Origin of the sequence: Acidovorax sp. GBBC 1281 (genome assembly GCF_028473645.1) — a bacterium.
Taxonomy (GTDB): Bacteria; Pseudomonadota; Gammaproteobacteria; order Burkholderiales; family Burkholderiaceae_C; genus Paracidovorax.
This window is the reverse complement of the sequence record NZ_CP097269.1, coordinates 4,797,501-4,820,864: the sequence shown is the minus strand read 5'-3', so window position 1 is coordinate 4,820,864 and position 23,364 is coordinate 4,797,501. Positions and strand designations below refer to the sequence as shown.

Sequence of the window (23,364 nt, the reverse complement as noted above, 5' to 3'; positions counted from 1 at the left end):
GCGACAGGGCCACTCCTGTCGCCGCTTTTCCTGCTTTTAGATCGAAGCGATTCTCGCCACAATCGTGTATTGATTGTTGATGGCGGCCCCGGCTGCCTGGGAGACCAAAATGGGTATTACCTCGATAGGCATTGGCAGCGGGCTCGACGTCGAAACCATCGTCACCAAGACGGTGGCGCTGGAAAAGCAGCCCCTCGTTCAGCTGCAGGCCAAAGCGGGCACCATCCAGACCAAGATTTCTACGTTCTCCCAGGTGAAGTCGTTGCTCTCGACCTTGTCGGATGCCGCGGCCAAGCTGACCCGGGACAGCGCGTGGAACGGCATGGCGGTCAGTTCTTCCAACAGTGCGGCCGTCACGGCCACCGTGTCGGGGATTGCCAGCGCATCGTCGTTCGGCGTGAGTGTGCAGCAACTGGCCCGCGCGCAATCGAATGCTTCTACCGCCGTCGCCAAGGACTCTGTCATTGGCGCAGGCACCATGACCATCCAGTTGGGCACCTGGGATTCCACTGCGAATCCACCGACTTTCGGCGTGGGGTCCTCCAAGCCGATCAATGTCTCGGTCAGCGCGACCGACACGATCACGAACATCGCCGCCAAGATCAACGAGGGCGACGCCGGCGTCACGGCCACCGTGTTGCGCGATGCCTCCGGGGAGCGGCTCCTGCTGCGTTCCAAGACCACCGGGGAAGAGTCGGGCTTTCGCGTGCAGGTGGCGGAAGATCCGGCGGCGCCGGGCCTCTCCAAGCTCGCCTTCGATCCGCAGAATTCCCCAGGCGTGGGGCTGGCGGCCAATACCATCCAGTACGCACAGAACACGCAGGCCAAGATCAACGGCATCAGCGTGACGTCCAAGGACAACACGTTCACCGAAGCCATTCCCGGGTTGACCCTGACGGTGTCGCAAGTGACCACGACCGACGTGGAGATGGGGGTGAAGGCCGATACCGCCACGATGAAGAAGAACATCCAGGATTTCGTGGATGCCTACAACGCCGTCAATGACCTGCTGGGTTCCTCGACCAAATACGACAGCGAGAGCAAGACCAAGGGCGTGCTGCAGGGCGACAGCACGGCGGTCGGGCTGCAGAACTCGCTGCGGGCGGCCATCGGTGCTGCAGTCGGCGGTACGTCTGCCCTGCAGACGCTCTCCGACATTGGCCTGGAAGTGCAGCGCGGCGGCAAGCTGACGGTGGACAACACCAAGCTGGACAACGCGCTGAAAACGCCCGACACGCTCAAGCAGCTGTTCGCGTCCGACCCGGCCTCGGGCGGCACGGGCACTGGCGCTGCCGTTCGCATGAAGTCGTTCACCTCTGGACTGCTGTCGCTGGACGGCCTCATGAACAACAAGTCCGACGCCCTCGACCTGGAAGTCAAGCGCAACACGTCCGACCAGGAAAAGGTGAACAACCGCGCGGCCGTATTGGAAAAGCGCATGCGGGCGCAATACACCGCGCTGGACACCCAGATGGGCAGCCTCTCGGCCCTCAACAGCTACATCACGCAGCAGGTCGCCCAGTGGAACAAGTAAGCCCGGTGTCCGGGCCTGCCGCCGCCGCACAGCTGGCCTGAACCCTGGGTCACTCGCCGTTGCGCCACCCTGCCAGAACGCCAAAACACCTCGTAAATGTCCTTGAGTTCCTTCTTGATCTGCCGATATTGAATGTAAGTAGCATGAAGGAGTTCTCGATGTACACGCCAGTCAGTTCCCGCGCCGCCTCGGTCTATCGGCAGGTCGGTGTGCAATCCAGTGTGGATGGCGCCTCGCCCCATCAATTGATCCAGATGTTGTTCGATGGCCTGGTGCAGTCGCTCAACGCGGCCCGCGGCTCCATGCAGCGCGGCGATGTGGAGGAAAAGGGCCGTCAACTCGGCAAGGCCGTGCGCATCATCGAAGAGGGCCTCAAGGGAGCGCTCAATCCCGCCCAGGGTGGTGAGCTGGCTGCGAATCTCCGTGCGCTGTATGACTACTGCGTGGGCCGGCTCACCATGGCCAACCTGCGCAACGACGTCACTCTGGTGGAAGAAGTGGTCAACCTGATCGTGCCGGTGGCGCAGGGTTGGGGCGAGATCGGTGCCGGCGGCCGTCCTTCGGCCTCCGGTGGGAGAAACTAAGAATGTCTGAAATGCTCATCGATTACTACAAAGCCATCGAAGACAGCAGTGCCAAGATGCTGGAGGCTGCCAAGCTCAAGGATTGGGACGGCGTGGTTCGCTATGAAGGCGCCTGCGCGGTGCTCATCGAGCAACTGCGATTCAAGGCCCAGGAGCACGATCTGTTGCCGGAGCACCGCCGGGAAAAGACGCGCATCATGCAGCGCATCCTGAGCAACGATGCCCAGATCCGCTGCCTGGCGGAACCCTGGCTGTCGCAGTTCGAGCATTTGCTGGAGCGCCAGCCGCAGATGATGCATTGAGGAGGGGCGGGGCCCGCCCTTCGCCGGGCTGTCTGCCCGGCCAGTGCCTCCCGGCGCCACCGCGCAGCGCAGCGCAGCGCAACGAACGGCAAGCCGGCATGCCTGGCGCGCAGTGCGCCTTCGGCCGTGTTGTTTTCAGGATCGCCGCCGCCGAGAGGGTTTGATGTGGGCGGTGCAGGGAATCGAAAGCCCATGCGGCGTCGCTGTATCAACCGCAGCGGTGCAAGGTATTACCAGTCAAATGGCCTTCCAGTGCAATAAGCACTAGGGCATTAAGCTATAAAAATAATAGCAAATGATGGGTTGGATGTTGCGGGCTGGCGTCAAACCTGCATGTTCATGATGTCGGTGTAGGCCTGAACCATGCGGTTGCGCACGTGCAGCGTGGCCTGAAAGCCGATCTGGGCCTTCTGGATCGCCACCATGGTTTCTTCCAGGCTCACGGCCGGGTTTTCCATCTGCACTTCCTTTTGCAGGTCGGCCGCTCGGTTCTGGGAGGCGCTGACCGACTGCAGCGCGCCCTTGAGCGCCGAGGAAAACCCCACTTCCTGCGAGTCCTGCGGTGCCGCGGCACGGCGCGCAAGGCCAGCGCCTGCAAGTGGCGTGGTAGGGCTTGATATGCGGAGGTCCATGGCTGTGTCCGAAGGAATGGCGGGATGGTGCAATCCTAGGGGGCCGGCGCCGCGCCATCCTGGGGAATAGATGGTGAAACGACGGCCTTATCTCGGCTACGTCGGCAAGGGGCTCGTCCAATAATCGCCCCACGCCAACCCTCTGCCGGGTCGGACCTTTTGGAAAGCACCATGTCCGCAGTTGCTGAAGTCCCTGTCATCAGTCCCGCCAACCCCTCGTGGATGCAGCGGTTTTCCGCGCTCGAACGGGGCCAGCGGATGCGCCTGGGCGCAGGCATGGTCTTGCTGATCGCTGCCGTGGTTGCCGCGGTGGTCTTCAGCCGCCAGCCGGACTACCGGGTGCTGTTCGCCAATCTGAGCGACAAGGACGGCGGCGCCATCGTGGCCCAGCTGTCCACGATGAACGTGCCCTACAAGTACGCCGAGGGCGGCGGGGCCATCCTGATTCCGGCCGAGCGCGTACACGACGTGCGCCTGCGCTTGGCCACCCAGGGCTTGCCCAAGGGCTCGGTGACGGGCTTCGAGCTGATGGAGACGAACCGGTTCGGCGTCACCCAGTTCCAGGAGCGGCTGAACTTCCAGCGTGGCCTGGAGGGCGAGCTGACCCGCTCGATCCAGGCGCTGTCTTCGGTGCAAAGCGCACGCGTGCACCTGGCACTGCCCAACCAGAACGGTTTTTTCCGCGAGCAGCAAAAGCCTTCCGCGTCCGTGCTGCTGAGCCTGTTCCCCGGCCGTTTCCTGGACCGCACGCAGCTGGCCGGGATCGTGCACCTGGTGGCCTCCAGCGTGCCGGAGCTGTCGCCCTCCGCCGTGAGCGTGCTGGATGACACCGGCAAGCTGCTGTCGCAATCCCCCGACACGGCCGCCGGTTCGGGGGTGGACGCGCAGCAGCTGAGCTACGTGCAGCAGATCGAGCAGCAGTACACGCGCCGCATTCTGGACATCCTGGAGCCGGTGGTGGGCAAGAACAACGTCAAGGCGCAGGTCACGGCCGAGGTCGATTTCAGCCAGACCGAATCCACCTCTGAGCAGCATCGCCCCAACCAGACGCCCGACGCCAGCGCCGTGCGCAGCCAGCAGGTCGTGGAAAGCGCCGGCACCCAGGGCGCCCAGCCCCCCAGCGGCGTGCCCGGCGCCACCAGCAACCAGCCGCCCCAGCCTTCGACCGCGCCCATCAACGGCGCCAACCCCGCACCGACGGCCGCTGGTCAGCAGGGCGCGCAGGGCACGGGCAGCAAGCGCGAATCCATCACCAACTACGAAGTGGACAAGACCGTCCGCGTGACCCGCGGCGGCAGCGGCGCCCTCAAGCGCGTGAGCGCGGCGGTGGTGGTGAATTACCAGGCCGTGGCCGAAGCCGCGGGCAAGGCGCCCACCAACAAGGCCTTGTCGCCCGAGCAACTGGAGCAGATGACGGCGCTGGTGCGCGAAACCATCGGCTTCAACAAGGAGCGTGGCGACTCGGTGAACCTCATGAACACGCCGTTCCTGGTCGATTCCGCGCCGGTGGTGGACCTGCCGCTGTGGAAGCAGCCCGAGATGATCGAGCTGGCCAAGAGCCTGGGCTGGCCCGTGGGTATGTCCCTGTTCGCGGCCATGGTACTGCTCGGCCTGGTGCGCCCCGCCATCAAGGGCATGGGCAAGCCCCGGGCGATTCCGGTGGCCCAGGGCGGACAGCTCGACGCCATCGAGGCGGAAGAGCCGCAGCGCCCGGCGCTGGCCGCGCCGTCCAAGCCCGAGGAGGTCGCCCAGACGCCCGAGCAACTGCGCCTGGAGGAGGCCCGTGTGCTGGCCAAGGAGAACCCGATGGCCGTGGCGAATATCCTCAAGACGTGGGTCAACGGCGAGTCGTGACGCGGCGCCGTGCGATGATTTCCCACCGACGCATGAAACCACGAGCTTTCCATGGATGACCAAGGCCTGAACGATGCTGCGATTTTGCTGATGTCCCTCGGCGAAGAGGAAGCCGCCGAGGTCTTCAAGCATCTGTCGCCGAAGGAAGTGCAGAAACTGGGCGAAACCATCGCCCGCATGCGCTCGGTTTCGCGCGAGAAGGTCGATTCGGTCATCAACCGCTTTTCCGGCGACGCCGCGGCGCAGAGCCTGCTGGTGTCTGACACCAGCAACTACGTGCGGTCGGTGCTCAAGCGCGCGCTGGGCGACGACAAGGCCGCGTTGCTGATCGACCGGATTCTCCAGGGCGGTGACGTTTCCGGCATAGAAAGCCTGAAGTGGATGGACCCGCTGTCGGTGGCCGAGTTGCTGCGCAACGAGCACCCGCAGATCGTCGCCGCCATTCTGGTGCACCTGGATTCCGAGCAGGCCGCAGCCGTGCTGATGCAGCTCACCGACCGCCAGCGCAGCGAGGTGCTGCTGCGCGTGGCCACGCTGGAAGGCATCCAGCCCACCGCGCTCAAGGACCTCAACGAGGTGCTGTTCAAGGTGCTGGCGGGTGGCGACAAGATCCGCAAGAGCTCGCTGGGCGGCGTCAAGGCGGCGGCCGAGATCATCAACCTGCTGGGCTCCAACATGGACAGCGTGGTGCTGGAGTCGATCCGGGGCTACGACCCCGACCTGGCCCAGAAGATCATGGACAAGATGTTCGTCTTCGACGACGTGGCCAAGCTCGACGACCGTGCGATTCAGACCGTGCTCAAGGAAGTGGCGTCCGAAACGCTCATCGTGGCGCTCAAGGGCGCCGTGCCCGAGCTGCGCGAGAAATTCCTGGCCAACATGTCGTCACGCGCCGCCGAGGCCATGCGCGAAGACCTGGAGTCGCGTGGCCCGATGCGGCTGTCCGAAGTCGAAGCCCAGCAAAAGGAAATCCTCAAGACTGTTCGCCGCCTGTCGGATGAAGGCCAGATCGTGATCGGAGGCGGCGGTGATGACGCATTCGTATAACCCGCGCAGCTACACGCGGTTCATCCCCAGCGAAGAGGTCGGGGAGGTGACCCAGTGGCAGTTCGGCGCCGTGGATGGGTCGGATTTGCTGCCCCCCGTGCCGGAGCCCGAGCCGGAACCCCTTCCGGTCGTCTTCGACGAGGCCACGCACCTGAGCGCCCTGGAAGCGGCGCGGCAGGAGGGCTTCGAGCAGGGCCAAGCCCATGGCGAGGAAAAAGCCGGACTGGAGTGGCAGCAGCGCATGGACGACTACATCGCCGGCCAGGGCCAGGAGGTCGCGCAGCGGATGGATCAGGTGGTGCAGGCGGCCCAGGCCAGCCTCGTCCACATGCAGCAGCATGTCGCGCAGGAAGTGCTGCAGCTGGCCTGCGACATCGCCCGCCAGGTGATCCGCCAGGAATTGTCGAGCCAGCCGCAGGCCTTGCTGCCCGTGGTGCGCGAAGCCCTGGGCATGCTGATTGCCGAAGGCCGCCCGGCCACGGTGCGCATGAACCCCGCCGACTGGGAGGTGCTTGAAAAACCGTTGGGCGAAGCCTATGCGGGGGCCAAGGTGCAGTGGCTGCCCGATGCGGCCGTGGCCGCAGGCGATTGCTTCGTGGAGTCGGCCGGGACGGTGATTGATGGCTCGCTGGGCCGGCGCTGGGAGCGTGCGATCGCCGCGCTGGGCCTGGCGTCCGCCTGGGATGCCGAAGGGGAGAAGGCCCATGGCTGACACCCTCCCTGAAACCTCGCTGTTGCCGGATGCACCCATCGAGGCCGATGTCCAGAGCCCGGCGGACACGGCCTGGGGCCGTTTCATGGCGGATGCGCGGGCCCGCGTGGCACAGGGCGCCCCACTGGAAACCTGCGGCACGCTCACCCGATTGACGGGGCTGGTGCTGGAGGCCGTGGGCATCCGCGTGCCCGTGGGGTCGCAGTGCATGGTGCAGATGCCCGGCCACGAGCCTGTGCTGGCGGAGGTCGTCGGGTTCTCGGCCGACCGCGCTTTCCTGATGCCGGCGGGTGACATCCACGGGCTGTCCAGCGGGGCCAGCGTGGTGCCTGCGGCGGCATATGTGCCCCAGCCGAGGCTGGGCGAGGACGCCCGGCCATCGCCGGCCGCTGGCGTGCTCCGGTTGCCGATGGGCGACGGGTTGCTGGGGCGCGTGGTCGATTCCCAGGGCATTCCGCTGGACCATGGCGGTGCCGTGGTCAACGTGAACTCCGAGCCCATGGACCGGCGCCAGATCAACGCCATGGACCGCGATCCCGTGCGCGAGACCCTGGACACGGGCGTGCGTGCCATCAACGCCCTGCTCACCGTGGGGCGCGGCCAGCGCCTGGGGCTGTTCGCCGGCTCCGGCGTGGGCAAGAGCGTGCTGCTGGGGATGATGGCGCGCTACACGCAGGCCGATGTGATCGTTGTCGGCCTGATCGGCGAACGTGGCCGCGAGGTCAAGGAATTCGTGGAAGACATCCTCGGCGAGGAAGACCGGGGCCGCGCCGTCGTGGTGGCGGCGCCGGCCGATGCGCCGCCGCTGCTGCGCATGCAAGGCGCCGCGTACGCCACGGCGATTGCGGAGCACTTTCGCGACAAGGGCAAGCACGTGCTGCTGCTCATGGATTCGCTCACCCGCTATGCCATGGCGCAGCGCGAGATCGCGCTGGCCATTGGCGAGCCGCCCGCCACCAAGGGTTACCCGCCCAGCTGCTTTGCCAAACTGCCGGCCCTGGTGGAGCGCAGCGGTAACGGATTGCACGGGGTGGGCTCCATCACGGCCTTCTACACGGTGCTGTCCGAAGGCGATGACCAGCAGGACCCGATCGCCGATGCGGCGCGCGCCATCTTGGACGGGCACATCGTGCTGTCCCGCGCGCTGGCGGAAACGGGGCACTTTCCGGCCATCGACATCGAGCAGTCGGCCTCGCGCGTGATGCACAACGTGGTGTCGCGGGAGCATTTCGAACTGGCCCGGCGGTTCCGCGCGGTGTATTCGCGCTATCAGAAGAGCCGTGACCTGATCCAGGTGGGCGCCTACATGAGCGGCTCCGACCCGGCGCTGGACGAAGCCATCCGGCTGCAGCCCGCCATGGCGGACTTTTTGCAGCAGAACATGTTCGAAGCGGCGCCCATGGGCGAAAGCCTGGGCTTCATGGGCGCGGTGCTCAACCATTGATGGGCCGACCATGTCTTCGCTGAATGCTTTTCTGGTGGCCGTCGAAATGGCCGAGCGCAAGCGCGACGAGGCGCGGCAGGTGCTGCAGGACGCGCAGCGCGCGCGCCAGGCGTCGCAAGCGCAACTGCAGCAACTGGAAGGCTACGCGCTGGAAACCCAGGGACGCTGGGGGGCGCAGGCCGACACCACCGTCAAGCCCGAAGTCATGTACCACCACTACCAGTTCATGGACCGGCTCGCCCATGCGGTCGGCCTGCAGACCGGGGTGGTGGGCGATCAGGCCGGGCGCGTGGAGCATGCCACCCGTGCCGTGCTGGCGGCCGAGTTGCGGCTGGCGGCACTGAAGAAAGTGGTCGAAAAACGGCGGAGCGAGATGGACAAGCTCCAGGCGCGCCGCGATCAGAAGCAAACCGATGAGCGCGCTGCGCTGCAATTCGGCAAGGAAAATGCAACCCAGGGCCAGCAGGGGCCGCAGGAGTGGTGAACATGGAACCGACACGCATCAACAGCTCGCACACGACCCACGAAACGCGCGGCGCGCGCGCCGCCGGCAAAGCCGGCGCGGCGCAGGATGCCACGCAGCAGGGTGCGGGGCAGGGCGGCTTCTCTCTGCTGCTGGCCGCCATGGACACCACCGCACTCGGGGACGGCACTGCAGACATCCTGCAGGCCGATCCCGGCGCGGCCCAGGCCCCCTGGCTGCAGGCCGGCGAAGCCGGTGCATTGCCGTTGGACCCTGCCGCGCTGGCGGCGCTGCAAAGCGGTCAGCTGTCCACCCAGGTGCCCATCCAGGGCCAGGGGCAGCTCCCGGCGCAGGGCGGTGCGCAGCAGTGGGTGCTGGGCCAACCGCTGGGCCGGGTGCTGGGCGACAACGCCGGCACAGGCGCCTGGGCCAATGGGTTCAGCGGCCTGATGGACTCTGGCAGCCTGGTCGGTCAAACGGCCTGGATGGACCGCGCAACGGATCTGTCCGATACGGCTGCGGCTGCTCTGGTGGCCTCTGGCACCACCCCTTACAAGGGCCTGCAGGCACGTCTCTCTGCGGTGGCGGGCTCCTCCGCTGCTGGCTTGGGCGTGGATCCGTCCACGGCGGGCACGGGCGCTGCGGCCCTGCGCAATGCGCTGGGCAAGGAAGACAAGAAGTCGGCTTCGGCAGAGATGCCTGGTGCATTGACCGCAGCGGTCGCCGCCATGGCACCGGATCGGCGCGATGGAGCGGGCGCCGCCGGGGTGTCGGCATTGGCGCGGGCACCGCAGGATGCCTTGGGTGCGGCTGCGCCGGTCGCTGGCGCACTGGCCGAAGCGGTGGCCTTGCGCTCGTCGGAGCGTGGCGCGGGGTCAGGGGCCTCCGATGGTCCATCCTCACGGGGTGGCGGGCCCGGGGCCGAGTCCGGAATGGGCTTTTCCCTGAGCGACGCACCGGTGGCGACCGATGGCACAGGGGTGCTGGCCGACCCCTCCCAGGTGGGCGTGGAGGACCAGATCGCCGAGCAGGTCGCGTACTGGGTGCACCAGAAAACGCAGAACGCCGAACTCACCATCGATCGGGAAGGCCAGCCGGTGGAGGTCATGGTGTCGCTGTCGGGCAACGAGGCGCATGTCACGTTCCGCAGCGACCAAGCCAACACCCGCGAATGGCTGGACTCCAGCGCGGCGCAACTGCGGGATCTGTTGCGCAGCGAGGGGCTGGAGTTGTCCGGTGTCACCGTGGGGCAGTCGGGCAGCAACGGGGCCGGGGCTTCGGGCAGTGATGGCCGTCGCCCGGCTTCGGACCGCGACGGACCGGCACGGCATGCCCAGGTGCAGGCTGCCGCCGGCGTGGGCTCGGGAGCGGGCTTGGCCGTGAAGAGCCCTTCGGGTTCCGCCCGCGCGTTGGACGTCTTTGCCTGAACGCAAGCCTGCCTGGGCATCCTGGCGCACCTGGCCGAAGAAGGGCCGGAGGCGGCAGGCCCGGGTGGGCCGACATCCCGCATCGGTTCTGGACGGCGCGCAGCCCTAGGAGGCTGAAAGCCATGGTTTTGGGCTTTTATTCTGGCTATTATCGAAAGCCGGGACGCCCAATAATGGGGACATCGAGTGAGGTGTGCCGCCTGTGCGGCCCTTGCTGTGCCGCCCTGTCCTGAATTTGTTGCGCAAGGAATCCCAACGTGTCTGCCAATCCTGCCGCCGCAGCGCCGCCCAAGGCCAAGAGCAAGAAGATGCTCATCATCGGTGTGGTCGTTGCCCTGCTGGTCATCGCTGGTGCAGGCGCGGCCTGGTTCATCATGAGCAGCCGCAGCCATGCCGAAGACGAGGAGGGCGCAGAGGCCCGCCCCCACGCCCCGGCAGCGCCCAAGGTGGCGCCCACCTTCCTGCCCATCGACAACATGGTCGTGAACCTGGCCGATACGGGTGGAGAGCGGTTCGCCCAGATCGGCCTCACGCTGGAACTGGCCGATGCGAAAACGGCGGAGCAGGTCAAGCTGTACCTGCCGAGCATCCGCAGCGCCATCCTGATGCTGGTGTCCCAGCGCACCTCCGAGGAGCTGCTGGGCCGCGAAGGCAAGGAAAAACTGGCGACCGACATCCGGCGCGAAGTCTCCAAGCCCTTGGGATACACGGTGCCCAAGCCCCGCAAGCGCCCCGCCAGCCAGGAGGTAGAGGACGAAGAAGAGGCACCGCGTGCCAAGCCTGCCGCCGATACGAATCCTGTGCGGCAAGTCCTTTTCTCCAGTTTCATCATCCAGTGACGGCGACAGGAGACTGCCATGAGTGATTCATTTCTGTCGCAGGAAGAGGTCGACGCCCTTTTGGAGGGTGTCACGGGTGAGAGCCAGAAGTCGGTCGAGGAAGTGGCCGAGACCGGAGCGGTCCGCAATTACGACATCTCCAGCCAGGAGCGCATCGTGCGCGGCCGGATGCCGACGATGGAAATCGTCAACGAGCGGTTCGCGCGCAACTTCCGCATCGGCCTGTTCAATTTCATCCGGCGCAGCCCGGAAATCTCGGTGGGCACAGTGTCGGTGCAGCGTTACAGCGCTTTCCTGCGCGAGCTGGCGGTGCCGACCAACTTCAACATCGTTGCCATCCGTCCGCTGCGTGGCAGCGGGCTGATCGTGTGCGAGCCGTCCCTGGTGTTCGGCATCATCGATACGCTGTATGGCGGCGTCGGCAAGTTCCAGACCCGCATCGAAGGGCGGGATTTTTCCCCGACGGAGCAGCGGGTCATCAACCGCCTGGTCGATGTGATCTGCGCCGAATACAAGAAGGCATGGCACGGCATCTATCCGCTCGAACTGGAGTACCAGCGTTCGGAAATGCAGCCCCAGTTCGCCAACATCGCGACCCCCAGCGAAATCGTGGTCTCCACGGCTTTCCAACTGGAAATCGGGGATCTGTCCGGCGCGATTCATATCTGCATGCCCTATGCCACGCTGGAGCCCATCCGCGATGTGCTGTATTCATCCACGCAGGGCGACTCCATCGAAGTGGACCGCCGGTGGGTGCGCGTGCTCACGCGGGAAATCCAGGCTGCCGAGGTGACGCTGGTGGCGGAACTGGCCAAGGCCGATGCCACGGTGGAGCAGTTGCTGGCCATGAAGCCCGGCGATTTCATCGAACTCGACCGTGAACCCCGCATCCGTGCCTCCATTGGAGGCGTGCCCATTTTTGAGTGCCAGTACGGCACGCACAACGCGAAATACGCCATCCGGATCGAGGAATGCCTGCGCAATTCCGATCTGAGCTGGCTGGGAGAAAAGAATGTCAACTGAAGGCGACAACGACAACAACGACAACAACGACGCTGGCGCGGACGATCCGTTTGCCGGCTGGGCCGAGGCGCTGGAAGAGCAAAAGCGCACGGACGAGCCTGCTGCGGACCAGGGTGGCCCCCTGGCTGGCGACCCGGTACGGCCTTTTTCGGCCAACTCGGACTCTCCGGTCAACGACATCAACATGGTGCTGGACATTCCGGTGCAGCTGTCGGTGGAGCTGGGCCGGACCAAGGTGCCGATCAAGTACATCCTCCAACTGGCGCAAGGCTCGGTGGTCGAACTGGACGCGTTGGCCGGCGAGCCCATGGATGTGCTGGTCAATGGCTATCTCATCGCCCAGGGCGAGGTGGTGGTGGTGAACGACAAGTTCGGTATCCGCCTGACCGATGTGGTCACGCCGTCGGAACGCCTGCGAAGGGTCAGCCGTGGATAGCGCGGGCGGCAACATGACGCAGACGCTGGTCATCGTCGTGCTCTTCGTGGCGGCCATTGCTACGCTGCCCTGGTGGATCCGGCGCATGCAGCAACGCCAGGGCGGCGGGCCGGGAGCGGCGGCGAGCGCTGCGTCCAAGGTGGTCTCCACCGTGGGCATCGGGCCACAGCAACGCGTGATCACGGTGGAAGTGGGGCCGGAGCACCAGCGGACCTGGCTGGTCCTGGGGGTCACGGCGCAGCAGATCCGTTGCCTGCATGTGATCGACCCTTCCGTGTCTGCCGGAGCGCCTCGGGGCGCGATTCCTGCGCCGTCCTTTGCCGATGAGGTGGCCGCAGCCAGGTTGCGGGGGCAAGAGGCGCCCCATGGCTGATCGCCGGTGCGCCTGGAGCGGGTGCGCCTGGAGCGGGTGGGCGTTGGCGGTTGCCGCCACGGTTTTCGCTCCGGCGGCACTTGCACAAGCGGCACCGGGTTCGTTGCCCGTGCTGGTCGGTTCGGGCAACGCGGGCGCGAGCTTTTCGGTGCCCATTCAGACGCTGCTGTTCTTCACGGCCCTGTCATTTTTGCCGGCAGTGCTTCTCATGATGACGGGCTTCACCCGCATCGTGATCGTGCTGTCACTGCTGCGCCAGGCCATTGGCACCCAGTCGGCACCTCCGAACCAGGTGATCGTGGGGCTGTCGCTGTTTCTCACGTTCTTCGTGATGGGGCCCACCTTCGATCGCGTGTACCAGGACGCCTACGTGCCTTACACCGCGAACACCATCACGTTCGAGCAGGCGCTGGAGAGGGCGGAGGCCCCCATGCGCGGCTTCATGCTCAAGCAGACGCGCCAATCCGACTTCGCCCTGTTTGCCCGCCTGGCCAAGCTCGATGCAGGGGCCACGGCGGAAACCGCGCCCCTGCGCGTGCTGGTGCCGGCATTCGTGACCAGCGAGCTCAAATCCGCGTTCCAGATCGGGTTCATGATCTTCATTCCGTTCCTGGTCATCGACATGGTGGTTTCCAGCATCCTGATGTCCCTGGGCATGATGATGCTGTCGCCTGTGCTGGTCGCATTGCCGTTCAAGCTCATGCTGTTCGTGCTGGCGGACGGCTGGAATCTGCTGATCGGCTCCCTGGCCGCCAGTTTCGCCACCTGAGGAGCGCGCATGACCTCGCAAATGGTTTTGACGATGGGGCGAGATGCCCTGACTTTGCTGCTGATGATTTCGATGCCGGTGCTGGGCGTGGTCATGGTGGTGGGGCTGCTCGTCAGCATCTTTCAGGCAGTCACGCAGATCAATGAGGCCACGCTCGCCTTCGTGCCCAAGCTGATTGCCGCCATGGTGGTGTTCGCCATTGCCGGCCCCTGGATGATCACTTCGCTCGTGGACTTCATCCGCAGAACCATCGAATCCATCCCGTCGGTCGTGTCGTGATCACGTTTTCAGAGGCCCAACTGGTGGCTTGGTTGTCACCGATCCTCTGGCCTTTCCTGCGCATCCTGGCCATGTTCATGGTGGCGCCGGTGTTCTCCATGCGCGTGATCCCGATGCGGGCCAAGATCGGCTTGGCCTTCCTCATTTCGGTTTGCGCGCAGGCCGCCCTGCCGGATCAGCCCATCATCAACATCAACGGGCGCGAGGCACTGGGTGCCGTGGCCCAGCAACTGGCCGTGGGAGCCGCCATTGGCTTTGCGGTGCGCCTGGTGTTCACGGCGGTGGAACTGGCGGGCGAGGTGATCGGCCTGCAGATGGGGTTGAACTTCGCATCGTTCTTCGATCCCTCCAGCAACACACAGGTGAGTGCCGTGGCCCGGTTTTTCGGGCACATGGCCATGCTGCTTTTTGTGGTCATCAATGGCCACCTGATGGTGTTGATGGCAGTGGTAAAAAGTTTCGACAGCTTTCCTGTGAATGGCCATTTCATGCAGGCCCTGGGCCAGTTGCGACTGCATGATCTGGGCGCTTCGCTTTTTTCCAGTGCCCTCTGGATTGCCTTGCCCATGATTGCCCTGTTGCTGTTCGTGAACATGGCCATGGGCATCATCTCGCGCGTGGCGCCGCAGATGAATATCTATGCGGTGGGTTTTCCCGTGACGCTGACCGTAGGCCTTCTGGGCATTGCGGCGACCCTGCCCATGCTCGAGCAGCCCGTCATGGCGCTGATGCAGCAATCCATCGATCTTTTCGCTTCACAGCGTTAGGCGGCCAGGCCTTCAGACCAACTGGTTGCGAATGGCGTACACCGTGAGTTCCGCGTTGTTGGTGAGCTTGAGTTTTTCCAACACGCGGGACCGGTAGACGCTGACCGTCTTGGGGCTCAGCATCAGTTCTTCCGCGATGTCTGACAGGCGTTTGCCGGACGCAATCTTCACCAGGGTTTGCAGTTCCCTCTCCGACAACGCCTCGTGGGGCAACTCGGGACTCGGCTGCGCCAGGCTGTCCGCCAGCATCTGCGCTACCTCCGGAGTGAGGTACTTGCGGCCTTTCATCACGGTGCGCACGGCTTCGATCAACTCCACCGGGTCGCCTGCTTTGTTGGCATAGCCCTGTGCGCCCGCGCGCAGGCACCGCAGCGCATATTGATCCTCGGGATACATCGAGACGACCAGTACCTTGACGGCGGAGTCCGTCTCGCGAAGGCTGGCGAGCACTTCCAGGCCGCTGCGACCGGGCATGTTGAGATCGAGCAGCAGCACGTCGCAAGGCGCGGTGCGCAATACCTCCCTCAGCTCGGAGTAGCCACCGGCCTCGCCCGTCACCTGAATGTCCGGTGCCTCCGAGAGCGTGTCACGGATGCCCCTTCGCAGGACCGCATGGTCATCACACAGCACGACCTGGATCATGGTGCCTCCTCCTCTGAAATGTTTTGGGGTGTCAGCGGCACCGACAGGATGACGGCGGTTCCGCGGCCGGGATGGCTGCTGATGTCGAGCCATCCTCCCACGGTGCGCGCTCGTTCTTGAAGGCCTTTGAGACCGAATGATTTGGGCTTCTCCCGCATGGCAGGCTCCATGCCCCGTCCGTCGTCGGTGACTTCCAGTGTCAGTACCCCCTCGCTGTCCGACAGGTCGACGCCAACCTGTCGCGCTTCGGCATATTTGAAGACGTTGGTCAGGGCTTCCTGCGCCGTGCGGTAAGCCACCAGCTGAATGGCTGCGTCCACGTGGATTGTGTCCTTGCTCGTGTGCACCCGGGTGGGAATGCCGGTGCGCCGCTCGAAACTTTCCGCCAGCCATTGCACGGCGGCCACCAGGCCCTGGTCCAGGATGGGTGGGCGCAGATTCATCATGATGCGCTGACTCGCCTCGATGGCGTGCTGCAGCATCTCGGTGGCGGCCGCCGCGTGGGCTTGCGTCCCGTCGTCCTTGGCATGCCGGCTGATCCAGCCCACATCGAAGCGCACGGCACTCAATGCACCGCCAATGTCATCGTGGATCTCGCGGGCAATGGCGGCCCGTTCTTTTTCGATCGAGCTTTGCAAATGCTCGGTGAGTTCTGCCAGTCGCCGTTCGGACGCAGCCAGATCGGCCGTGGCTTTCTCCCTCGCGCGCCGAGCCTCGTGCACTTCGATGGCGCGGTCAATGACGTGCGGCAGCCTCGCCATGTCGTCTTTGAGAAGGTAGTCCGCAATGCCCAGCCGCATCGCATCCACCGCTGCCGCCTCGCCGATGGCACCGGAAAGCAATACGAAGGGCGGATGGGGCTCCCGCTGCGCCACCACACTCCAAGCGTCCAGCGCAGTGAAGCCAGGCAGGCGGTAGTCCGCAAGGATCAGATCGAAAGGCTCTGCATCGAGTTGCTCTATGAACGATGTCAGTGTGTCCACGTGGTGGATTTCATACACCACGTTGGCGCGGCGCAACGTAATGCAAGCCAACTCATGATCCGCTACAGAATCTTCTAAATGCAGGATGCGCAAGGGTCGATCCGTTACTCCTGATGGCATGGGGAACGCTATCATAGGATACATATTGGAACAAACAAGGGTGTTTGTCCCGTGCGGCGGTGATCGAGGAAAGCCGAGAGAATGGTTTGCATGGGACGTCTTTGCCAGTGGATTCCGCCACCAGCGTCTTGCCGAATTGGAATTTGTTTGCCCTGCAGCCGCTTGCAGTTCTGGAGAAACGATGCAATCTACGCTAACTAGCCCTGGCGGCCCAGGGGTTCAAGTGCCAGTCATGGTTGCTGCAGAATTGCAAGACTCCTTGTTGGTCGTCATGCATGATCTGCACCGACTGGAAGGCCTGCTCAGCCATGCGACCGACAATCTGCTGGCACGCTTCGGCGAAGCCAACGGTGCGTTGACCGACGATGTGGTCGGCGATTCGGCGGAACTCGCCGCGCTGCGGACGGCACTGCGCAGTGCCGTCACTGAACTGCAATTCCAGGACATGGCCTCCCAACTGATCTGGCACACCACGAAGGTGCTCCAAGGATGCGCTTTTCGCCTTGCCTCCGAAGCCATGGGTACCGAAGAGGGCGAAGAAGCCGCGCCCTTCGCTGAAATGGCCCCCGACCGTCCCAATCCTGTCACGCAGAGCGAAATGGATGCAGGATCAATCGACCTGTTCTGAGCCCGCGCCCGTAACTGGTTACCTTATATATTTCAAGTGAGTGGAGCCCTACATGCAATCGATTCTTGCCGTTGATGATTCACCGTCCATGCGAAAGATGGTGTCCTTCACCCTGACCGGGGCGGGGTACCACGTGGTGGAGGCGGTAGACGGGCAAGACGCGCTCGAAAAGGCCGAAACCCACGATATCCATCTGGTGTTGGCCGACCAGAACATGCCAAGACTCGACGGAATCGGCCTGACCCGCAAGCTGCGTGAGCATCCCCGGTTCAAGACCATTCCCATTCTGATCCTCACGACCGAGTCGAGCGACCAGATGAAGCAGGCGGGACGTTCCGCGGGCGCCACGGGCTGGCTCGTCAAGCCTTTCGATCCGAACCGCTTGATCGAAGTGATTCAAAAAGTCATTCGCTAACGCCATCGCGTGCAGATAACCTAAGTACTGGAGCCCCTAATGGCGGATACCTATCAAGAAGGCGCGGGCGGTGGCGCGGACTTCGATCTCAGTCAGTTCTATCAGATCTTCTTCGAAGAGGCGGGCGAGAACCTGGACCAGATGGAGCACATGCTCCTGGACCTGGATCTGAGTGCGGCCAATGACGAAGAATTGAACGGTATTTTCCGTTGCGCGCACTCCATCAAGGGAGGGGCTGCGACCTTCGGGTTCTCCGATGTTGCAGAGTTGACCCATCAAATGGAGTCGCTGCTGGACCGCTTGCGGCGCCATGAATTGCAGCCCATTCCCCAAATGGTGGATGTGCTGCTGGAGTCTGCCGATGCGTCCCGCAGTCTGCTCGCAAGGCACCAGGCGGGAGGCCAGGGCGAAGCCGTATCTACTGCGGAACTGGTTCGCCGAATCAGTGAATTGGCTGCCGGCAATGTTCCTGCCGAACCTGTGGCGGCCGTGGCGCCGCCCCCCCCGCCGCCAGCGCCTGCTCCTGTGCCTGCGCCAGCTCCGGTCACGCCTGCCCCATCCATTCCCGCTGCGGCAGCCGCACCGGGCAGCGCGCGCGCTCTCGAGATCCGTATCGGTCCGCTGGAGCGTTTGGAGCAGGCTGACGCGATCAAGGAATTGTTCCGCGATATTCCCGGCCTCGGTTCCATTCGCGACGTCCCTTCTGACGAGCAGGGTGTCCGGCTGTTCGCGGTCGAGACCACTTCCACCAACGATGACCTGCTGGATCTGTTCGCCTTCCATGTGTCGAAAGACCAGGTCAGGATCGGTGCAGAAGACGGTTCGGCCAGTGTGGAAGCTGATCCGGAAGCAGCCCTGCTGCAAGCGGGCGAGGTGTCCACGGAAGCACCCTATGGATTCTTCAATGGGTCTCCTGGTATGCCGAGCGATCGGACGGAGGTGGCCGTTGCAAATGTGTCGGATGCCCCGTCTGCCAAGCAGCCTGCAGCCGCAGCCCGCGCTGCGGAGCCCAAAGCGGTCAGCCAAGCGCAGATGGAGTCCACCACCATTCGTGTGGCAGTGAACAAGGTTGACCAGTTGATCAATCTGGTCGGCGAATTGGTAATCACCCAGGCCATGTTGGCGCAGAACAGCCGCGGCCTTGACGCGGGGGCTTATCAGCAGTTGCTGGCGGGGTTGGCCGATCTGGATCGCAACACCCGGGATTTGCAAGAGTCCGTGATGTCGATCCGCATGATTCCCATGTCGATCGTGTTCAGCCGCTTTCCGCGGATGCTCAGAGATTTGGCCAACAAGCTGGGCAAGAAAGTCGAGATGGTCACCTTGGGTGAGGCCACCGAACTGGACAAGAGCTTGGTCGAAAAAATCACCGACCCATTGACGCATTTGGTTCGGAACAGCTGCGACCATGGCATTGAAATGCCTGCTGACCGGCTTGCTGCAGGGAAGTCCGAGCATGGAACGATCACGTTGTCCGCCTCGCATCAAGGCGGCTCCATCGTGATTGAAGTACGTGACGATGGTCGAGGACTCTCGCGCGAGAAAATCATGCGAAAAGCCAGAGAGCGGGGGCTGGATGTCTCCGATCAGATGAGCGACGCAGATGTATGGGGCCTGATTTTCGCGCCAGGCTTCTCCACAGCCGATGAAGTGACCGATGTCTCCGGGCGTGGGGTCGGTATGGATGTGGTGAAACGGAATATCGCTGCACTCAACGGGTCGGTGGAAATCGACTCTGCCGAAGGGTATGGCATGCGCGTGTCCGTGCGGTTGCCGCTGACGCTGGCGATCATGGACGGCATGTCGGTAGGAGTGGGAGAAGAGGTCTACATCCTTCCGCTGTCTTCTGTCGTGGAGTCGTTCCAGGTCAATCCCGATGATGTCAATACGGTCGCGCAAGGATCTCAATTGGTCAAGGTGCGGGATGAATATATGCCGGTCATCGCCCTGGAGAAAACATTCCAGGTCCCTCGCCTGGATCAAAGCAAGTCCAGCAACATCATGGTGGTGGTTGAGGCGGACGGTAGCCGGGTCGCATTGTTGGTGGATGAGTTGCTAGGCCAACACCAAGTCGTCGTGAAGAACCTTGAAACCAACTATCGCAAAGTGCCCAATGTGTCCGGCGCCACCATTCTCGGGGACGGAACTGTGGCACTCATCCTGGACACAGGTGCTTTGGTGCGGCGCGCTCGCCACTGAGCCCGCGACCCGTTGATATAAGGAGAGCCCTATGGCTGGAGTGATGGAAAAAACCAATGAAGCGACTGTCTCTGGCGCCCGGGAGTATTTGACTTTCCGGCTGGATCAAGAGGAGTATGGGATCGACATCCTGAAGGTGCAGGAGATCCGAGGCTATGAGCCGCCGACACGCATCGCCAATGCACCAGACTTCATCAAGGGCGTGACGAATCTGCGCGGCACCATTGTTCCTATCGTTGACATGCGGCTGAAATTCAGCTGTTCCAAAGCGGAATACAACAGCTTCACGGTGGTCATCATCCTGAATCTGCGAAACCGGGTTGTCGGGATCGTGGTGGACTCGGTGAGCGACGTCATGGAACTGAACTCGGACCAGATCCGCGTTGCCCCGGAGGTGGAGAGCACCATCGACACCAACTGCATCGTCGGCTTGGGCTCGGTGGGTGAGCGCATGCTCATCCTGTTGGATATCGAGAAGCTCATGGCCAGTATGGACATGGGTTTGGTTTCTGCCAACGAATGAGGCCGACACCTCGCCGCCACGCAACGGCTTAGAGATCAATCGACGTGGCTGTATCCGTAACCGCTGGCCTGTGAACCACCGACCTCTCGAAGTGAAAAGCAACATGCGCCAGACCTCCAGTCCTCTCCCTCCTGCACGAGGCGTGGCGGAATCACCAGCGGTTTCGCCTTCATCGGGACCCTTGGCCCAAGGGCGAGAATTCGTCTGGACCAACGCAGATTTTTCACGTGTCCAGGCGCTCATTTATCAGCGGGCTGGTATCAGTTTGCACGATGGCAAACATGCAATGGTCTACAGCCGTTTGTCGCGGCGGTTGCGCGATACCGGGCATACGAGCTTTCATGAATATCTGAGCTGGCTGGAAACCCATGATGGCCCGGAGTGGCAGGAGTTCGTGAACGCGCTCACGACCAACCTGACGGCGTTCTTCCGCGAACAGCACCACTTTGAGATTCTGGCCAATCTCCTGCGTACACGGCCTGCGGGTCCGTGGAGTGTTTGGTGCAACGCTGCATCCACTGGGGAAGAGCCATATTCCATCGTGATGACGGCCATGGAGTCGTTGAGCAGTAACGGTTCGTTCAAGTTGACGGCCAGCGATATCGACTCCCGCGTGTTGGCAACGGCAGCAGAGGGGGTGTATCGGCTGGACAGTGTGAAGGGGTTGAGTGCGGAGCGCCTTCAGCGATTCTTCTTGCGGGGCAAGGCGTCGAATGCCGGTTTTGCGCGTGCCAAACCTGAGTTGCGCCGAAGCATCGATTTCCTCAGCGTGAATCTCATCCGCGATGACTGGCCTTTTCGGGAGCCGTTCGACGTCGTGTTTTGCCGCAATGTCATGATCTATTTCGATGCCCCCACCCAGCGCAAGGTACTGGAGCGCATCCATCGTGTGTTGAAACCAGGCGGCATGCTTTTTGTCGGGCATGCTGAAAACTTCAGCGAGTCCCGTGACCTTTTCACTTTGCGCGGCAAGACCGTGTATGAGCGCCGTTGACCGATAGTCTTCTGCAAGAGCCCACATGACCAATACCCGCCCTGGCTTTCCCCCTCCGTCTGGCGCACCGCCGTCCGCCTATGGTGGAACGGTAGAGCGGCGTCGTGCACCGCGAATTGCGCCGCTCAGTGCCGATATTTACACTGGCACTCCAGCCTCCGCAGCAAAGCAATCAACATTGCCGGAGCTCAAGGCGCAAGCGCGCCGGCCGGGAGAAGCCTCATTCTTCTTTTTTGATCATCATTTTCAGCACAATGCGGTCAAAGTGCTTCCCGGGGAATATTTCGTCTCGGATGAGAATCTGGTGATCATGACCGTGCTCGGCTCATGCATTGCCGCTTGCCTTTGGGACAGCCGTAGCCGGGTCGGTGGTATGAATCACTTCATGCTCCCCGATGGCGATTCCTCCGATGTATCCGGCCGCTATGGCTCGTATGCCATGGAGTTGCTGATCAACGAAATGCTGAAACTTGGAGCTCGCCGGGAAAGCATGCAGGCCAAGATATTTGGTGGGGCACAGGTGATGCATAACTTCACCACGATGAATGTGGGTGAGCGCAACACCAACTTTGTGCTCAACTATCTCCAGACAGAGCGTATCCCGATTGTTTCGGAAGACGTGCTCGATATCTATCCACGCAAAGTCGTTTTCTTTCCGGTGACAGGAAAAGCGATGGTGAAGCGGCTCGCCCATGCGCATCCAGAGACATTGGTGGAGCAGGAAGTTCGCGGCAACGCTGCGACGGTTGCCAAAGCGACTGCCGGCGGATCAGTGGACCTCTTTTGAGAAATGAACAAGGACATGAGGGAATGAGCAGGAAGATCCGGGTGATCGTTGTGGATGATTCGGCGTTGGTGCGCAGTCTTTTGGCCGAAATCATCAATCGCCAGCGAGACATGGAGTGCATTGGAACCGCCAACGACCCTTTGATTGCGCGCGAAATGATTCGCGAAATGAACCCCGATGTCATTACCCTGGACGTCGAGATGCCGCGCATGGATGGGATTGATTTTCTTGGGCGCCTGATGCGCCTTCGGCCTATGCCCGTGGTGATGATTTCCACGCTCACGGAGAGGGGGGCTGAAGTCACCATGAAGGCGCTTGAACTGGGAGCGGTTGACTTTGTTGCCAAACCCCGGGTCGGCCTGTCCAGTGGCCTGAATGAATTGGCGACTCAGATCGTTGAGAAGATTCGGGTGGCCGCTGTCGCACAGGTCCGAAGAGCGCCGGTGCTGAGCCCGACCCGTCCGCACTCTCCAACAACTGGTTCTGTAGAGGGGGGACATGCTCCGACGCATACGACCACATTGTTGGGCCGCTTGTCGACGGAAAAGCTGATTTGCATCGGTGCATCCACTGGTGGAACAGAGGCCATCCGCGAAGTGCTGATGCAGATGCCAGCAGACTCACCGGCGATCGTGATCACTCAGCACATGCCACCAGGTTTCACCACCAGCTTCGCCGCCAGGCTCAATGGGTTGTGCCAAATCACAGTGAAAGAAGCGGCCAACGGAGAGCGCATCTTGCCTGGCCATGCCTACATAGCGCCCGGAGGAAAGCAGTTTCATATTGCACGCAGCGGAGCCAACTATGTGGCCGTGGTGGATGATGGTCCTCCTGTCAATCGGCACAAGCCGTCGGTGGAGGTCTTATTCAAGTCGGCCGCGGGGGTAGCGGGACGTAACGTTTTCGGCATCATGCTGACCGGCATGGGAAATGATGGTGCCTCCGCGATGCGCGAGATGAAGGATGCTGGCAGTTACAACTATGTGCAGGACGAGGCAAGTTGCATCGTTTTCGGTATGCCCCGGGAGGCCATTGCACATGGCGCTGCAGATGAGGTTTTGCCTTTGACGCAGATTGCACCGGCTTTGATCGCCAAGCTGCGTGGTGCAACCGATCGATTGCACCATCGCATCTAGGTATCAGTGCGTAATAAGACGGGGCGTTAGGACGACAAAGCGGTCCAGCGCTCTAGCGCAATCATCAGTTGATTTTCGATCTCTCCCTCTCTTGCATGGAGGGCGGCAGCTCGGGCCCCATCTTTGGCATATAAGGAACCGTCAGCCAGTGCTGACTGGATTGACTGTTGCTCTGTCTCTAGTGTGGCAATTTGAGTTGGGAGCTGTTCAAGCTCCCGTTGCTCTTTGTAGCTCAACTTCTTCTTGGGAAGATGTGATGACTTTGCCTCTACGTCCACTGTGTCATTGCGCTCAACTGCCGCCTTGGATGGGGGCAAAGACGTGGGATTGAGCAGCCCACTGCGCCGGGACTGGGTCAGCCAGTCTTGAACACTGCCCTCGTATTCCCGCCAGAGCCCGTTTCCTTCATACGCAATGGTGCTGGTCACCACATTGTCAAGGAAGGTCCGATC

The 23,364-nt window shown here is 62.8% G+C and carries 27 protein-coding genes (1 of these 27 cut by a window edge); 23 read left to right on the top strand and 4 right to left on the bottom strand.

The annotated features are described in order from the left end of the window. Positions 1 to 109: 109 nt before the first annotated feature. From fliD to M5C96_RS22540, 3 genes are all read left to right on the top strand, one after another. Positions 110 to 1,534 carry a flagellar filament capping protein FliD gene (gene fliD / locus M5C96_RS22550; protein WP_272565398.1) on the top strand — a complete coding sequence of 475 codons (1,425 nt, stop codon included), beginning with the start codon at positions 110 to 112 and terminating at the stop codon, positions 1,532 to 1,534. Between the two features lie 158 nt (positions 1,535 to 1,692). Beyond that, complete coding sequence (gene fliS, locus M5C96_RS22545; RefSeq protein ID WP_272565397.1) at positions 1,693 to 2,118, top strand: flagellar export chaperone FliS; 426 nt, start codon at positions 1,693 to 1,695, stop codon at positions 2,116 to 2,118. 2 nt (positions 2,119 to 2,120) lie between these two features. Further along, complete coding sequence (locus tag M5C96_RS22540) at positions 2,121 to 2,420, top strand: flagellar protein FliT (RefSeq protein ID WP_092745692.1); 300 nt, start codon at positions 2,121 to 2,123, stop codon at positions 2,418 to 2,420. A 323-nt stretch (positions 2,421 to 2,743) separates the two neighbouring features. Here M5C96_RS22540 and fliE read toward each other — a convergent pair whose 3' ends face one another. Then, positions 2,744 to 3,052 (bottom strand): flagellar hook-basal body complex protein FliE, encoded by a 309-nt coding sequence (gene fliE / locus M5C96_RS22535; protein WP_272565395.1) that lies wholly within the window; start codon positions 3,050 to 3,052, stop codon positions 2,744 to 2,746. Between the two features lie 171 nt (positions 3,053 to 3,223). Between fliE and fliF the strand changes: the two genes are divergently transcribed. The 13 genes from fliF (at position 3,224) to fliR (ending at position 14,485) form a co-directional block, all read left to right on the top strand. Then, positions 3,224 to 4,906, top strand: coding sequence for a flagellar basal-body MS-ring/collar protein FliF (fliF, locus tag M5C96_RS22530; protein WP_272565393.1), 1,683 nt, complete (start codon positions 3,224 to 3,226; stop codon positions 4,904 to 4,906). A gap of 51 nt (positions 4,907 to 4,957) precedes the next feature. Further along, a complete protein-coding gene (gene fliG, locus M5C96_RS22525; protein ID WP_272565391.1) occupies positions 4,958 to 5,953 on the top strand; it encodes a flagellar motor switch protein FliG in 996 nt (331 codons plus the stop codon). Continuing rightward, on the top strand, positions 5,937 to 6,665 hold the full coding sequence (locus M5C96_RS22520; RefSeq protein WP_272565388.1) for a FliH/SctL family protein: 729 nt from the start codon (positions 5,937 to 5,939) through the stop codon (positions 6,663 to 6,665). Before fliG ends, M5C96_RS22520 begins: the two co-directional genes overlap by 17 nt. 85 nt (positions 6,666 to 6,750) lie before the next feature. Then, positions 6,751 to 8,109, top strand: coding sequence for a flagellar protein export ATPase FliI (gene fliI, locus M5C96_RS22515; RefSeq protein ID WP_272569820.1), 1,359 nt, complete (start codon positions 6,751 to 6,753; stop codon positions 8,107 to 8,109). A 10-nt stretch (positions 8,110 to 8,119) separates the two neighbouring features. Next, complete coding sequence (fliJ, locus tag M5C96_RS22510; RefSeq protein ID WP_272565386.1) at positions 8,120 to 8,593, top strand: flagellar export protein FliJ; 474 nt, start codon at positions 8,120 to 8,122, stop codon at positions 8,591 to 8,593. 2 nt (positions 8,594 to 8,595) lie between these two features. Continuing rightward, the gene (fliK, locus tag M5C96_RS22505; RefSeq protein WP_272565385.1) at positions 8,596 to 9,999 is read left to right on the top strand and encodes a flagellar hook-length control protein FliK; all 1,404 of its coding nucleotides are present in this window, start codon (positions 8,596 to 8,598) and stop codon (positions 9,997 to 9,999) included. A 257-nt stretch (positions 10,000 to 10,256) separates the two neighbouring features. Continuing rightward, positions 10,257 to 10,838, top strand: a complete 582-nt coding sequence (locus tag M5C96_RS22500) for a flagellar basal body-associated FliL family protein (protein ID WP_272565383.1) — start codon at positions 10,257 to 10,259, stop codon at positions 10,836 to 10,838. An 18-nt stretch (positions 10,839 to 10,856) separates the two neighbouring features. Beyond that, positions 10,857 to 11,861, top strand: a complete 1,005-nt coding sequence (gene fliM / locus M5C96_RS22495) for a flagellar motor switch protein FliM (RefSeq protein ID WP_272565382.1) — start codon at positions 10,857 to 10,859, stop codon at positions 11,859 to 11,861. Beyond that, positions 11,851 to 12,297, top strand: coding sequence for a flagellar motor switch protein FliN (gene fliN, locus M5C96_RS22490; RefSeq protein WP_272565380.1), 447 nt, complete (start codon positions 11,851 to 11,853; stop codon positions 12,295 to 12,297). The genes fliM and fliN overlap by 11 nt, the downstream gene beginning before the upstream one ends. 13 nt (positions 12,298 to 12,310) lie before the next feature. Then, entirely contained in the window at positions 12,311 to 12,670 is a 360-nt protein-coding gene (locus tag M5C96_RS22485; protein WP_272565378.1) for a FliO/MopB family protein, read from the top strand. Then, on the top strand, positions 12,663 to 13,439 hold the full coding sequence (gene fliP / locus M5C96_RS22480) for a flagellar type III secretion system pore protein FliP (RefSeq protein WP_272565376.1): 777 nt from the start codon (positions 12,663 to 12,665) through the stop codon (positions 13,437 to 13,439). Before M5C96_RS22485 ends, fliP begins: the two co-directional genes overlap by 8 nt. A 9-nt stretch (positions 13,440 to 13,448) precedes the next feature. Further along, positions 13,449 to 13,718: a flagellar biosynthesis protein FliQ gene (gene fliQ / locus M5C96_RS22475; RefSeq protein ID WP_272565375.1), complete on the top strand. Its 270-nt coding sequence runs from the start codon at positions 13,449 to 13,451 to the stop codon at positions 13,716 to 13,718. Next, the gene (gene fliR, locus M5C96_RS22470; RefSeq protein WP_272565373.1) at positions 13,715 to 14,485 is read left to right on the top strand and encodes a flagellar biosynthetic protein FliR; all 771 of its coding nucleotides are present in this window, start codon (positions 13,715 to 13,717) and stop codon (positions 14,483 to 14,485) included. Before fliQ ends, fliR begins: the two co-directional genes overlap by 4 nt. Before the next feature lie 12 nt (positions 14,486 to 14,497). Here fliR and M5C96_RS22465 read toward each other — a convergent pair whose 3' ends face one another. Together M5C96_RS22465 and M5C96_RS22460 are read right to left on the bottom strand one after the other, a co-directional pair. Beyond that, complete coding sequence (locus M5C96_RS22465) at positions 14,498 to 15,127, bottom strand: response regulator (protein WP_272565372.1); 630 nt, start codon at positions 15,125 to 15,127, stop codon at positions 14,498 to 14,500. Next, positions 15,124 to 16,245 (bottom strand): ATP-binding protein, encoded by a 1,122-nt coding sequence (locus M5C96_RS22460; RefSeq protein ID WP_442867335.1) that lies wholly within the window; start codon positions 16,243 to 16,245, stop codon positions 15,124 to 15,126. The genes M5C96_RS22465 and M5C96_RS22460 overlap by 4 nt, the downstream gene beginning before the upstream one ends. A 166-nt stretch (positions 16,246 to 16,411) precedes the next feature. Between M5C96_RS22460 and M5C96_RS22455 the strand changes: the two genes are divergently transcribed. From M5C96_RS22455 to M5C96_RS22425, 7 genes are all read left to right on the top strand, one after another. Continuing rightward, positions 16,412 to 16,858, top strand: coding sequence for a hypothetical protein (locus M5C96_RS22455; RefSeq protein ID WP_272565370.1), 447 nt, complete (start codon positions 16,412 to 16,414; stop codon positions 16,856 to 16,858). 52 nt (positions 16,859 to 16,910) lie between these two features. Next, a complete protein-coding gene (locus M5C96_RS22450; protein WP_092745705.1) occupies positions 16,911 to 17,273 on the top strand; it encodes a response regulator in 363 nt (120 codons plus the stop codon). A gap of 39 nt (positions 17,274 to 17,312) precedes the next feature. Next, the gene (locus M5C96_RS22445) at positions 17,313 to 19,472 is read left to right on the top strand and encodes a chemotaxis protein CheW (RefSeq protein WP_272565368.1); all 2,160 of its coding nucleotides are present in this window, start codon (positions 17,313 to 17,315) and stop codon (positions 19,470 to 19,472) included. A gap of 31 nt (positions 19,473 to 19,503) precedes the next feature. Further along, positions 19,504 to 19,995: a chemotaxis protein CheW gene (locus tag M5C96_RS22440; RefSeq protein ID WP_272550831.1), complete on the top strand. Its 492-nt coding sequence runs from the start codon at positions 19,504 to 19,506 to the stop codon at positions 19,993 to 19,995. 103 nt (positions 19,996 to 20,098) lie between these two features. After that, positions 20,099 to 20,989, top strand: a complete 891-nt coding sequence (locus M5C96_RS22435) for a CheR family methyltransferase (protein ID WP_272569819.1) — start codon at positions 20,099 to 20,101, stop codon at positions 20,987 to 20,989. Positions 20,990 to 21,014: 25 nt separating this feature from the next. Beyond that, positions 21,015 to 21,776, top strand: a complete 762-nt coding sequence (gene cheD, locus M5C96_RS22430) for a chemoreceptor glutamine deamidase CheD (protein WP_272565367.1) — start codon at positions 21,015 to 21,017, stop codon at positions 21,774 to 21,776. 23 nt (positions 21,777 to 21,799) lie between these two features. Further along, the gene (locus tag M5C96_RS22425) at positions 21,800 to 22,912 is read left to right on the top strand and encodes a protein-glutamate methylesterase/protein-glutamine glutaminase (protein ID WP_272565365.1); all 1,113 of its coding nucleotides are present in this window, start codon (positions 21,800 to 21,802) and stop codon (positions 22,910 to 22,912) included. Between the two features lie 26 nt (positions 22,913 to 22,938). Here the strand turns inward: M5C96_RS22425 and M5C96_RS22420 are convergent, their stop codons facing one another. After that, a protein-coding gene (locus M5C96_RS22420; protein ID WP_272565363.1) for an ATP-binding cassette domain-containing protein crosses the window boundary here: on the bottom strand, positions 22,939 to 23,364 show its 3' end. It continues 1,464 nt past the right edge of the window; the window shows 426 of its 1,890 coding nt (coding positions 1,465-1,890); its start codon lies off the right edge, out of view; it ends in the stop codon at positions 22,939 to 22,941.

Bases quoted from the DNA above. Each gene is read 5' to 3' on its own strand.
- cheD (WP_272565367.1), top strand. From the start codon at position 21,015: ATGACCAATACCCGCCCTGGCTTTCCCCCTCCGTCTGGCGCACCGCCG.
- M5C96_RS22540 (WP_092745692.1), top strand. From the start codon at position 2,121: ATGTCTGAAATGCTCATCGATTACTACAAAGCCATCGAAGACAGCAGT.
- fliP (WP_272565376.1), top strand. From the start codon at position 12,663: ATGGCTGATCGCCGGTGCGCCTGGAGCGGGTGCGCCTGGAGCGGGTGG.
- fliG (WP_272565391.1), top strand. From the start codon at position 4,958: ATGGATGACCAAGGCCTGAACGATGCTGCGATTTTGCTGATGTCCCTC.
- M5C96_RS22465 (WP_272565372.1), bottom strand. From the start codon at position 15,127: ATGATCCAGGTCGTGCTGTGTGATGACCATGCGGTCCTGCGAAGGGGC.
- fliI (WP_272569820.1), top strand. From the start codon at position 6,751: ATGGCGGATGCGCGGGCCCGCGTGGCACAGGGCGCCCCACTGGAAACC.
- fliE (WP_272565395.1), bottom strand. From the start codon at position 3,052: ATGGACCTCCGCATATCAAGCCCTACCACGCCACTTGCAGGCGCTGGC.
- M5C96_RS22455 (WP_272565370.1), top strand. From the start codon at position 16,412: ATGCAATCTACGCTAACTAGCCCTGGCGGCCCAGGGGTTCAAGTGCCA.
- fliM (WP_272565382.1), top strand. From the start codon at position 10,857: ATGAGTGATTCATTTCTGTCGCAGGAAGAGGTCGACGCCCTTTTGGAG.
- fliK (WP_272565385.1), top strand. From the start codon at position 8,596: ATGGAACCGACACGCATCAACAGCTCGCACACGACCCACGAAACGCGC.
- M5C96_RS22435 (WP_272569819.1), top strand. From the start codon at position 20,099: ATGCGCCAGACCTCCAGTCCTCTCCCTCCTGCACGAGGCGTGGCGGAA.
- fliQ (WP_272565375.1), top strand. From the start codon at position 13,449: ATGACCTCGCAAATGGTTTTGACGATGGGGCGAGATGCCCTGACTTTG.
- M5C96_RS22460 (WP_442867335.1), bottom strand. From the start codon at position 16,245: ATGATAGCGTTCCCCATGCCATCAGGAGTAACGGATCGACCCTTGCGC.
- fliN (WP_272565380.1), top strand. From the start codon at position 11,851: ATGTCAACTGAAGGCGACAACGACAACAACGACAACAACGACGCTGGC.
- M5C96_RS22450 (WP_092745705.1), top strand. From the start codon at position 16,911: ATGCAATCGATTCTTGCCGTTGATGATTCACCGTCCATGCGAAAGATG.
- M5C96_RS22485 (WP_272565378.1), top strand. From the start codon at position 12,311: ATGACGCAGACGCTGGTCATCGTCGTGCTCTTCGTGGCGGCCATTGCT.
- M5C96_RS22445 (WP_272565368.1), top strand. From the start codon at position 17,313: ATGGCGGATACCTATCAAGAAGGCGCGGGCGGTGGCGCGGACTTCGAT.
- fliS (WP_272565397.1), top strand. From the start codon at position 1,693: ATGTACACGCCAGTCAGTTCCCGCGCCGCCTCGGTCTATCGGCAGGTC.
- fliD (WP_272565398.1), top strand. From the start codon at position 110: ATGGGTATTACCTCGATAGGCATTGGCAGCGGGCTCGACGTCGAAACC.
- M5C96_RS22520 (WP_272565388.1), top strand. From the start codon at position 5,937: ATGACGCATTCGTATAACCCGCGCAGCTACACGCGGTTCATCCCCAGC.
- fliJ (WP_272565386.1), top strand. From the start codon at position 8,120: ATGTCTTCGCTGAATGCTTTTCTGGTGGCCGTCGAAATGGCCGAGCGC.
- M5C96_RS22440 (WP_272550831.1), top strand. From the start codon at position 19,504: ATGGCTGGAGTGATGGAAAAAACCAATGAAGCGACTGTCTCTGGCGCC.
- M5C96_RS22425 (WP_272565365.1), top strand. From the start codon at position 21,800: ATGAGCAGGAAGATCCGGGTGATCGTTGTGGATGATTCGGCGTTGGTG.
- fliF (WP_272565393.1), top strand. From the start codon at position 3,224: ATGTCCGCAGTTGCTGAAGTCCCTGTCATCAGTCCCGCCAACCCCTCG.